Annotated in this window: 8 protein-coding genes and 1 pseudogene; 6 read left to right on the forward strand and 3 right to left on the reverse strand. The window is 73.2% G+C overall.

From position 1 onward, the window contains the following. Positions 1 to 368 precede the first annotated feature (368 nt). The 5 genes from ABZ342_RS18390 to glgC all read left to right on the forward strand — a co-directional run bounded on the left by ABZ342_RS18390 (position 369) and on the right by glgC (position 6,806). Positions 369 to 749 (forward strand): STAS domain-containing protein, encoded by a 381-nt coding sequence (locus ABZ342_RS18390; protein ID WP_360474224.1) that lies wholly within the window; start codon positions 369 to 371, stop codon positions 747 to 749. 283 nt (positions 750 to 1,032) lie between these two features. Then, positions 1,033 to 2,634, forward strand: a complete 1,602-nt coding sequence (locus ABZ342_RS18395) for a choice-of-anchor A family protein (RefSeq protein WP_360474226.1) — start codon at positions 1,033 to 1,035, stop codon at positions 2,632 to 2,634. Between the two features lie 174 nt (positions 2,635 to 2,808). Next, the gene (locus tag ABZ342_RS18400) at positions 2,809 to 4,344 is read left to right on the forward strand and encodes a hypothetical protein (protein ID WP_360474228.1); all 1,536 of its coding nucleotides are present in this window, start codon (positions 2,809 to 2,811) and stop codon (positions 4,342 to 4,344) included. 93 nt (positions 4,345 to 4,437) lie between these two features. Then, positions 4,438 to 5,592: a glycogen synthase gene (gene glgA, locus ABZ342_RS18405; protein ID WP_360474230.1), complete on the forward strand. Its 1,155-nt coding sequence runs from the start codon at positions 4,438 to 4,440 to the stop codon at positions 5,590 to 5,592. Further along, a complete protein-coding gene (glgC, locus tag ABZ342_RS18410; RefSeq protein WP_196425373.1) occupies positions 5,589 to 6,806 on the forward strand; it encodes a glucose-1-phosphate adenylyltransferase in 1,218 nt (405 codons plus the stop codon). The genes glgA and glgC overlap by 4 nt, the downstream gene beginning before the upstream one ends. A gap of 10 nt (positions 6,807 to 6,816) precedes the next feature. Here glgC and ABZ342_RS18415 read toward each other — a convergent pair whose 3' ends face one another. Next, positions 6,817 to 6,951, reverse strand: coding sequence for a hypothetical protein (locus ABZ342_RS18415; RefSeq protein ID WP_277875400.1), 135 nt, complete (start codon positions 6,949 to 6,951; stop codon positions 6,817 to 6,819). 79 nt (positions 6,952 to 7,030) lie between these two features. Beyond that, positions 7,031 to 7,189 (reverse strand): hypothetical protein, encoded by a 159-nt coding sequence (locus ABZ342_RS18420; RefSeq protein WP_360474233.1) that lies wholly within the window; start codon positions 7,187 to 7,189, stop codon positions 7,031 to 7,033. Positions 7,190 to 7,572: 383 nt separating this feature from the next. Between ABZ342_RS18420 and ABZ342_RS18425 the strand changes: the two genes are divergently transcribed. Continuing rightward, positions 7,573 to 8,610 (forward strand): NADPH:quinone reductase, encoded by a 1,038-nt coding sequence (locus ABZ342_RS18425; RefSeq protein WP_360474235.1) that lies wholly within the window; start codon positions 7,573 to 7,575, stop codon positions 8,608 to 8,610. A 115-nt stretch (positions 8,611 to 8,725) separates the two neighbouring features. On the opposite strand, the pseudogene ABZ342_RS18430 reads toward ABZ342_RS18425, so the two are convergent. Beyond that, positions 8,726 to 8,927 (reverse strand): annotated as a pseudogene (locus ABZ342_RS18430) (uracil phosphoribosyltransferase); the annotation flags it as partial.

Genomic DNA, 8,927 nt, shown 5'->3' on the forward strand with positions numbered 1-8,927 from the left:
CGACCTCCGCCGGGACGCCGCGGGACACCGCCGTCACGCGGTGGAACCAAACCCGGAAACCCCGGGCCGGCCGAAGCCCGGAGGGCGGCCCACAGGGGACGCGGCGGCGGGGCGTCGACCTGCCGCGTCCCCTTCGGCGCCGCCCGGCGCCGGGGGATCCGGCCCGCGTCAGCCGGATCCGGACGGCCGCGGGGTGTGGCAACCCGCCACGGCCCGCCCAGTCGCGGGCGGAAGGGGTGCTGCACAGTCAAGCTATACCCGTCTGCAACGCTTGCGCATCGTTATCCCTCGGATGCCGCAGCGATTCGCCCCACCCGGGCGAGTGAACCCGGCGTGCGGTGGGTACTTCGCCGAGCAGGAGGGCCCCGATGACCGAGAACCGCACTCAGCCCCGCTTCGCGACGACCACCGAAGCGGGGGTCGTGATCGTCCGCTGCGCCGGCGACCTCGACCTGGCGACCACCACCCGGCTGCGCGACGCGCTGCTGGGCCCGTTCCGCGGCGACGCGACCGCGGTCGTCGCCGATCTCTCCGAGACGACTTACTGCGACTCGACCGTCTTCAGCGTCCTGGTCGAGTCCTACCGCGAGGCCGTCGCGCTCGACATTCCGTACGCCATCGCGGCGGCCCGGATCGCGGTCGCCCGGCCCCTGGCCATCCTCGGCCTGGACAGCGTGCTGCCGCTGCACCCCGGCGTCGCCGAAGCGCGCGCCGCGGTCACCGGGGATCCGGCCGTCCGCATCTCCTGAGCCACGACCACACCTCCCGGAAAGCGGCGAACGCCTCGAAGCCGGGAGCACGGCCGTCCACCGGTGGCCTGGTGGCCTCGGCTGCGCCGAAGCGCGCCGCAGTCACCGGGAGCCCGTCCGTTCGCGTCGCCTGAACGGCGGCCGCACCCGGTGAAGGCGGCAGAGGCCGCACGGCGGTCCCCTGGTGGACTCGGCGGCCTCGATCGGGTGGATCGGCGGGCGCCCGGCACGACCGGCCGCTAGCGTCCGACCCTGGTAGTCCACAGTGGACAGGGGAGGTTCCGTGCGCGCGACCCATGCCGCCCTGGCGGCGCTGGCGGCCTGCGGGCTCGTGGTGCTTTCGGTACCCGTGCTGCGGTCCGCGCACGCCGACCCGCTGCCCGACGGCCTCGGACCGTGCGTGCCCGGGACGTGCCCCGATCCCTACCCGCCGGTCGGCAACCGCCCCTTCGCCGGGCGCGACAACGGTGTCAACCTCTACGTCGGCGGCAGCATGCGCGTCACCGGCAGCGCCGCCGAGGCCGAGGGCCGGGTGGTCGTCGGGGGTGACTTCACGCTGCGGAAGACGTCCGGGTCGTCGATCTACAACGTCGGCGTCGCCGGGGTCGGCTCCCGCGTGCCGCCGCCGGACGGTGCCGACTACCTGACCGTCGGCGGGGACCTGACGGTCGCCGACCAGCAGCGGCTCGACGCCGTGGGCGACTCGGCCGGCGGCGTCGTCCGTCACGCCAAGACGGTCACCGGCACCGTGATCGGGAAGCTCGTGCACGACACCGACGCGATGCAGCCGTACGCGGGGCTGCGGGGACGGCTCAACGCCGCGAGCAGGTGCTACGCGCGGGCCACGACCACCGGGACCGCGGTGAACCAGGGCTACCAGACGCTCTTCACCGGCGACGGGAAGGCGAAGCTTCAGGTCTTCACGATCGACCAGGACATCGCCGGGCCGGGCGGCAGCACGCAGGGCATCGCGTTCGCCGGCATCCCCGCCGGGGCGACGGTGCTGGTCAACCTCACCGGCCGGGCCCGGACGATCAACACCTACAGCGGCGGCATCGAGGACAGCGACCCGCTCAACGCGCTGCGCCCCCGCCTGCTGTGGAACTTCCCGGCCGCGGCCACGGTCGGCCTCACCGGCAGCGGCATGTTCCAGGGCAGCGTGCTCGTGGGCAACCCGGCGGGGACGACCACCGTGACGCTGCCGGGGACGAACGGCCGCTTCTTCACGGCGGGCGACCTCGTCCACGGTTCGAGCGCCGGCCAGGGCAGCGGGCAGGAGTTCCACGCGTACCCGTTCGTCGGCGACCTGCCCTCGTGCCGGGACGAGCCCGAACCGACCACGACGGCCCCGACGACCATCACCGGCACGAGCACCACGGCGCCGACCACCAGCACCTCGACCACGACGACCACGGCCGGGCCGACGACGACCACGACCTCGCCGACCACCACCGAGCCGACCACCACCACATCCGAGCCGTCGACGACAGCGACCACGAGCGAGCCGTCGACCACGACCCCGACCACGACCACCACCGAGCCGTCGGCCACGACCACGACCACGACGACGTCCGAGCCGACCACCTCGGCCACATCGCCGACCACGTCCGAGCCGACCACCTCGACCACAGCGCCGACCACGACCGAGCCGTCGACCGGCACGACCACCACCACCGCCACGAGCGGCCCGGCCACCTCCACCACGACCTCGGCATCCTCGACGACATCGGCCACCCCGGCCCCCGCACCCACCACCCCGGGCGGCGGCAGCGGCCGCCTGCCGGACACCGGGATCGACCTCGGCCCGATCCTCGGCCTCGGAGCCCTGCTCCTGACCGGCGGCGTCGCGCTCGTCCTGGTCACCACCCGCCGGAAGGCGCCCTGACCACCCCGTCCACAGTGGACCACGCTGCGGGCCCCGCCGGGCCGTGCCACCATCGGGTGAACCCTGGCGGGGCCGGCGGACGTGATCCGGGTGTAGCACCCCGGTAATACGCCGTCGTTACGGTGCCGGGCCATGGCAGTCGGACAGCGGGCGGTCGTTCCGCGAGGTGGGCAGGTGCTTGCGGAAACGGACGCGGAACGCACGACCGCGGAACAGGGGAACGCGCCCGGCCGGTGGCTGCCGGTCTTCGGGGCGGTGCTGGGCGCCGTCGTCTTCCTCGTGGTGCGCGGCAGCCTGACCGACGACGGCTACATCACCCTCGCCTACGCGAAGAACCTCGCCGTGCACGGCGAGTGGGGCTTGATCCCGGGCTCGCCCGCGAACTCCGCGACGTCCCCGCTGAACGTGCTGCTGCTCGCCGCGCTCACCCTGCTCACGCGGATCGCCGGCGACCCGCACCCGGTGATCGCGCTCGGGATCCTCACGGTCCTGTGCGGCGGCGCGCTCGGCTGGGCGTGGCAGCGCATCGGCCGCACCCTCGCGCTGCCGCCCGCCGCCGGCGTCCTCGGCGTCACGCTGGTGCTGCTCAACCCGTTCGTGCTGTCCGCGATCGGGCTGGAAGTCCTGCTGATCCCGGCGGTGCTGCTGGTGCTCACGGTCTTCGCGCTCGAAGGCCGGCCCCTGCTGTTCGGCGTGACCGGCGGGCTCGCCGTCCTCACCCGGCTCGACCTCATCGTGTTCGTGGTGCTGATCGCGGTGAGCGCGCCCGCGATCCGCCGCCGGCTGCTGCCCGTCGTCGGCTGGGCGGTGCTGACGGCCGCGCCGTGGTTCGTCGTCAGCTGGGTCGCCTTCGGGTCGTTCGTGCCGGACACGCTGGTGATCAAGCAGACGCAGGCCGGGCTGTTCGCACCGTGGACCTACAGCACCGGGCCCGTGATGTACTACGTCGGCTGGCCGGTCACCGTGCTCGTGTCGTTCGTCCCGGCCCTGCTCGGCGTCGTCGCGCTGGCCGGGTGGGCGGCCGCGCGGTTCGGGGTCCGGTGGCCGGAGTTCCCCGCGCTCGGCCCCCTCGCCGCGCTGGGCGGCGGCGGGATCCTCTACTACGTCGCGTATTCGTTCCTGGGGGTCGGGCCGTTCCACTGGTACTACGTCGCCCCGGTGACCGCGGCGAGCGCGTTCGCCGTCGCCGCGTTCGGCGCCTGGCTGACGCAGGCCCGCGAACGCCCGGCGTTGCGCGGCACGCCCCCGGCCGTCGCACTGGGTCTCACCGGCCTGCTGGTGCTGGCCGGCGCCGCGGTCGACGCCGCGCAGGGCCTGCCGTGGAAGTCGCCGGTGATCTTCGGCAACTGGGCCAGCTCCACCGACTACGCCCGTGTCGGGACCGAGCTCGGCCCCCGGCTCGCCGGGGCCGCGGTCGCCAGTCCCGGCGAGATCGGCACGCTCGCCTACTTCTGCGAGTGCGCCATCATCGACGAGTTCTCCGACCGCGGCCACGCGGTCGAGCTCGTCGAGAAGCGGATCGCGACGGCGAACCCGCTGATGAGCCTCGCGCTGCGGGTCAACTACCACTGGCTGGACACTTCGGTCACGCCGCGCAAGCCGGACTACCGGCTGCAGTACGCCCAGGGCCCGGCGACCGGACCGGACAGCTGGCAGGTCCGGTCCGCGGCGAAGGGCGTCGGCCACTTCACCCTCACCCGAGAGCCGTGATCGCCGCGCTCATCTGAGCAGTGACCGAAAACTCCGAAGATTCCCCTGGACGCCAGACTGCGCCACAGGCCGGGGAGGCCATAGGGTTTCGGCATGAAGGTCGGCCTGCTCACCCGGGAATACCCGCCGGAGGTCTACGGCGGCGCCGGGGTTCACGTGGAGTTCCTCGCCCGGGAGTTGCGGTCGCTGGTCGATCTCGACGTCCACTGCTGGGGCGCGGACCGCCCGGACGCCACCGGCCACACCGATCCGCACGGGTACCGCCAGCCCGCGTTCACGACCATGGACATCGCCGTCTCGATGGCGAACGCCCTCGAAGACCACGACCTCGCGCACAGCCACACCTGGTACGCGAACCTGGCCGGGCACCTGGCGAAGCTGACGCACGGCATCCCGCACGTGGTCACCGCGCACTCGCTGGAGCCGCTGCGGCCGTGGAAGGCCGAGCAGCTCGGCGGCGGCTACCGCGTCTCGTCGTGGATCGAGCGCGAGGCCTACGAGTCCGCGGACGCGATCATCGCGGTCAGCGGCGGCATGCGCCGCGACGTCCTCGCGGCCTACCCGGCGGTGCCGCCCGAGCGGGTCCACGTGATCCACAACGGCATCGACACCACGCTCTACCGCCCGGACCCGGGCACGGACGCACTCGCGAAGCACGGCATCGACCCGACCCGGCCGTACGTGCTGTTCGTCGGCCGGATCACGCGGCAGAAGGGCGTCCCGCACCTGGTGCGCGCGGCCGCGTCGCTCGACCCGGGCACCCAGCTGGTGCTGTGCGCGGGCGGCGCGGACACCCCCGAGCTGGACGCGGAGTTCCGCGGGCTGGTCGCGGAGCTGGAGAAGACGCGCACCGGGGTCCGCTGGATCCCGGAGATGCTGCCGCGTCCCGAGGTCGTGCAGCTGCTCACCCACGCCACGGTGTTCGCCTGCCCGTCGGTCTACGAGCCGCTGGGCATCGTGAACCTGGAGGCGATGGCGTGCGGCACGCCGGTGGTGGCCAGTGACGTCGGCGGCATCCCGGAGGTCGTCGACGACGGCCGGACCGGATTGCTCGTGCACTACGACGACCAGGACCCGCGAGGGTTCGAGGCGGGCCTGGCCGCCGCGCTGAACGAGGTGGTGGGTTCCCCGGACCGGGCCGCCGCGATGGGTACCGCCGGCCGCGAGCGCGCGGTCGGCGAGTTCGGCTGGAAGGCGATCGCCGAGCGGACGGTCGCCCTCTACGAGGCGTGCGGGAGGTCGTCGTGAACACTGGAGCGGACGTGCTGGGCATCGTGCTCGCGGGCGGCGAGGGCAAACGGCTGATGCCGCTGACCGCCGACCGCGCCAAACCCGCCGTGCCCTTCGGGGGTGTGCACCGGCTGGTCGACTTCGTGCTGTCGAACCTGGTGCACGGCGGGTTCCGGCGGCTGTGCGTGCTGACGCAGTACAAGTCGCACTCGCTCGACCGGCACATCTCGACGACGTGGCGCCTCTCGGCGCTGACCGGCGAGTACGTCACGCCGGTGCCGGCGCAGCAGCGGCTGGGGCCGCGCTGGTACCAGGGCAGCGCCGACGCCATCCACCAGAGCCTCAACCTGGTCTACGACGAGGACCCCGAGTACATCGCGGTGTTCGGCGCGGACAACATCTACCGGATGGACCCCCGGCAGATGCTGGAGGCCCACATCTCCTCGGGCGCCGGCGTCACCGTCGCCGGGATCCGGGTGCCGCGCGCCGAGGCGAGCTCGTTCGGCGTCATCCGGACGACCGACGGGCTGATGATCGACGCGTTCATGGAGAAGCCCGCCGACCCGCCGGGCCTGCCCGACTCCCCCGAGGAGTCGTACGTGTCGATGGGCAATTACATCTTCACGACGAAGGTGATGCTGGAGGCGCTGCACGCGGACGCCGAGAACGCGGCCTCGCACCACGACATGGGCCGCGACATCATCCCGGCGCTGGTCAAGTCGGGCGAGGCGGCGGTCTACAACTTCAACGGCAACGTCGTGCCCGGCGAGACCGAGCGCGACCACGGCTACTGGCGCGACGTCGGGACGATCGACAGCTACTACGAGGCGCACACCGACCTGATCTCGACGCACCCGATCTTCAACCTGTACAACCGGAAGTGGCCGATCCTGGCGCACCCGGGCCAGCGCGCGGCGGCGAAGTTCGTCGAGGGCGGCTCGGCGAACCAGTCGATCGTCAGCAACGGCTGCATCATCTCGGGCGCCCAGGTCGTGGACTCGGTGCTCTCGCCCGACGTGCTCGTGGAGCAGGGCGCGGTGGTCCAGGGGTCGGTGCTGCTGGACGGCGCCCGGGTGGGCCGTGGCGCGGTGGTGCGGCGGGCGATCCTCGACAAGAACGTCGTGGTGCCGCCGGGGGCGCACATCGGGGTCGACCTGGCCAGGGACCGCGGGCACTACCACGTCAGCGAGGGTGGGATCGTCGTACTCGGCAAGGGAGAACGCGCGATCTGAGGGCCGCGGCTCAGGACTGCGAGTCGACCCGCGCCAGGCGCTCGATCACCTGGCGGGGGTCGATGCCCCAGCGCTCGGCGAGCTCCGAGATCGTGGCGCCCGCCGCGTACTCGGCGGCGATCATGCTGTTCACGACCCCTGCCACGTTCCACTCCTCGACCGTGCCTGCGCATGCGCGGGACATGCTACATGTTCACTGCGGATGTCGAACAAACCGCCTCAGGTCAGCGGGCGGCGAACCCGCACGCGATCGCCGCAGCCAGGAACACCGCCGCCAGGACCGCGGCCCACACCACGCCCATCACCGCCGCGAGGTAGGCCTGGACCGCCGAGACCACGCCGTACGTCACGGCCAAGCCGCGCCACGCCCGCCCCTCGCGCACGCCGGTCCTCCCCCGCCACCGAAAGTGATTCAGCGCCCTGATTTCTCCGGTTCCCCCGGCGGATTCTTCGTAGTCGCCCGTGCGCGCGTGGCGCTGAACACCGCGTCGAAGATCGGCGTCGGTTCCCCGTCGTCACGCTTCGGCCGCTCGTCCCCCGGACTGCGCTTTTCCTCTCCCACGCGCCCAGTTTCTGCGACGGCGGCCGATTTCGCTCGGGCAGCACGGAAAATCGCCCGGCCGGGGGATCACCCGCACGGCGCGCGTTTTCCCGTCGTTTTCGCCCGGCGGCGAATAGGCGGGTGGCGCACGCTGCGGATTTACCCTTACCTCATTTCCGGTGGACATCGGGAATAACCCCGGGGTGCCGCGGGATTGCACCCGGCATGAAAGCTGTCGTCTACCGCCGCCACGGCGGACCCGAGGTCCTGTCGGTGTCGGAGCGGGCCCTCGTGGACCCGGGTCCCGGCGAGGTCCGCGTCCGGGTCGTCGTGTCCGCGGTCAACCCCACCGACTGGAAGGCCCGCGCCGGCCGCGGCGCCGAGGCCGGGACCGAAACGCCCGACACCGTCCCCAACCAGGACGGCGCCGGGGTCGTCGACGCGGTCGGCCCGGACGTCACCGGGCTCGCGCCCGGCGACCGCGTGTGGCTGATCCTCGCCGGCACCCACGGCCCCGAGGCCGGCACCGCGCAGGAGTACACCGTGCTCCCGGCGGCGAAGGTCTTCCGCCTGCCCGACGCCGCCGGCTTCGACGAAGGCGCCGGGTTCGGTGTCCCGGGGCTGACCGCGCACCGGGCGCTGACCGTCGCCGAAGACGGGCCCACCCGGCTCTCCCCCGGCGCGCTCGACGGCCGGACGGTGCTGGTCAGCGGCGGGGCCGGCGCGGTCGGCAACGCCACGATCCAGCTCGGCCGCTGGGCCGGGGCGACGATCGTCGCGACCGTCAGCAGCGACGAGAAGGCCGCGCTCGCCCGCGCGGCCGGCGCCCACCACGTGCTGCGCTACCCCGACCCGGAGCTCGCCGCCCGGATCCGCGAGGTCGCGCCGGACGGCGTCGACCTGGTCGTGGAGGTCGCGGCCGGGGTCAACGCCGGGCTGCACACCGAGGTCCTGCGTCCGCGCGGCACGGTCGCGGTCTACGGCGACGACCGCGGCACGGGCACGGTCAGCCTCGAGTTCGGCCCGAACCTGTGGCTGAACACGCGCTACCAGTTCCTCGTGCTCTACACGGTCGGGGAGGACAAGCTCCGCGCCGCCGCCGAAGACGTCACCGCGGCGCTGGCCGACGGCGCGTTGCGGCTCGGCGAGGACCGCGGCGTGCCGGTCCACCGCTTCCCGCTCGAAGACACCGCGAAGGCCCACATCGCGTCCGAGGAGGGCGCGACCGGGAAGGTGCTGATCGACGTCACGCCGGCCGGGTGACCAGCGCCTGAAGGAGGTCGGCGAGGGTCAGGCCGGCTTCGTCGCGGTGGTCGCGCCAGCGGCCGAACAGTTCCCGCGCCGCGTCGACCGACGCGGGTGAGAGCCCGGCGTCGGCGCACGCTTCGGCGATCTCGGCCATCTCGCCTTCCCACCGCCAGGCCCGCCGGCCGGCGGAGGTGATCCCGCCGGGTGCGCCCAGCGGGGTGTGCGGCAGGACGTCGGCGGCGCCCCGATCGGTGAGCAGCCGGATCGTGTACTCCATCGAGCCGCCGGTGGCGAGCATCGGGTCGAGCACCATGACCGGCCGGTCGGCGAGC

The sequence above is a fragment of the Amycolatopsis sp. NPDC005961 genome (genome assembly GCF_040629235.1).
Classification (GTDB): domain Bacteria; phylum Actinomycetota; class Actinomycetes; order Mycobacteriales; family Pseudonocardiaceae; genus Amycolatopsis; species Amycolatopsis camponoti.

What these genes read in the sequence shown, in the direction of transcription:
- ABZ342_RS18425 (WP_360474235.1), top strand. Translation starts at nt 7,573, where the DNA reads ATGAAAGCTGTCGTCTACCGCCGCCACGGCGGACCCGAGGTCCTGTCG.
- ABZ342_RS18390 (WP_360474224.1), top strand. Translation starts at nt 369, where the DNA reads ATGACCGAGAACCGCACTCAGCCCCGCTTCGCGACGACCACCGAAGCG.
- glgA (WP_360474230.1), top strand. Translation starts at nt 4,438, where the DNA reads ATGAAGGTCGGCCTGCTCACCCGGGAATACCCGCCGGAGGTCTACGGC.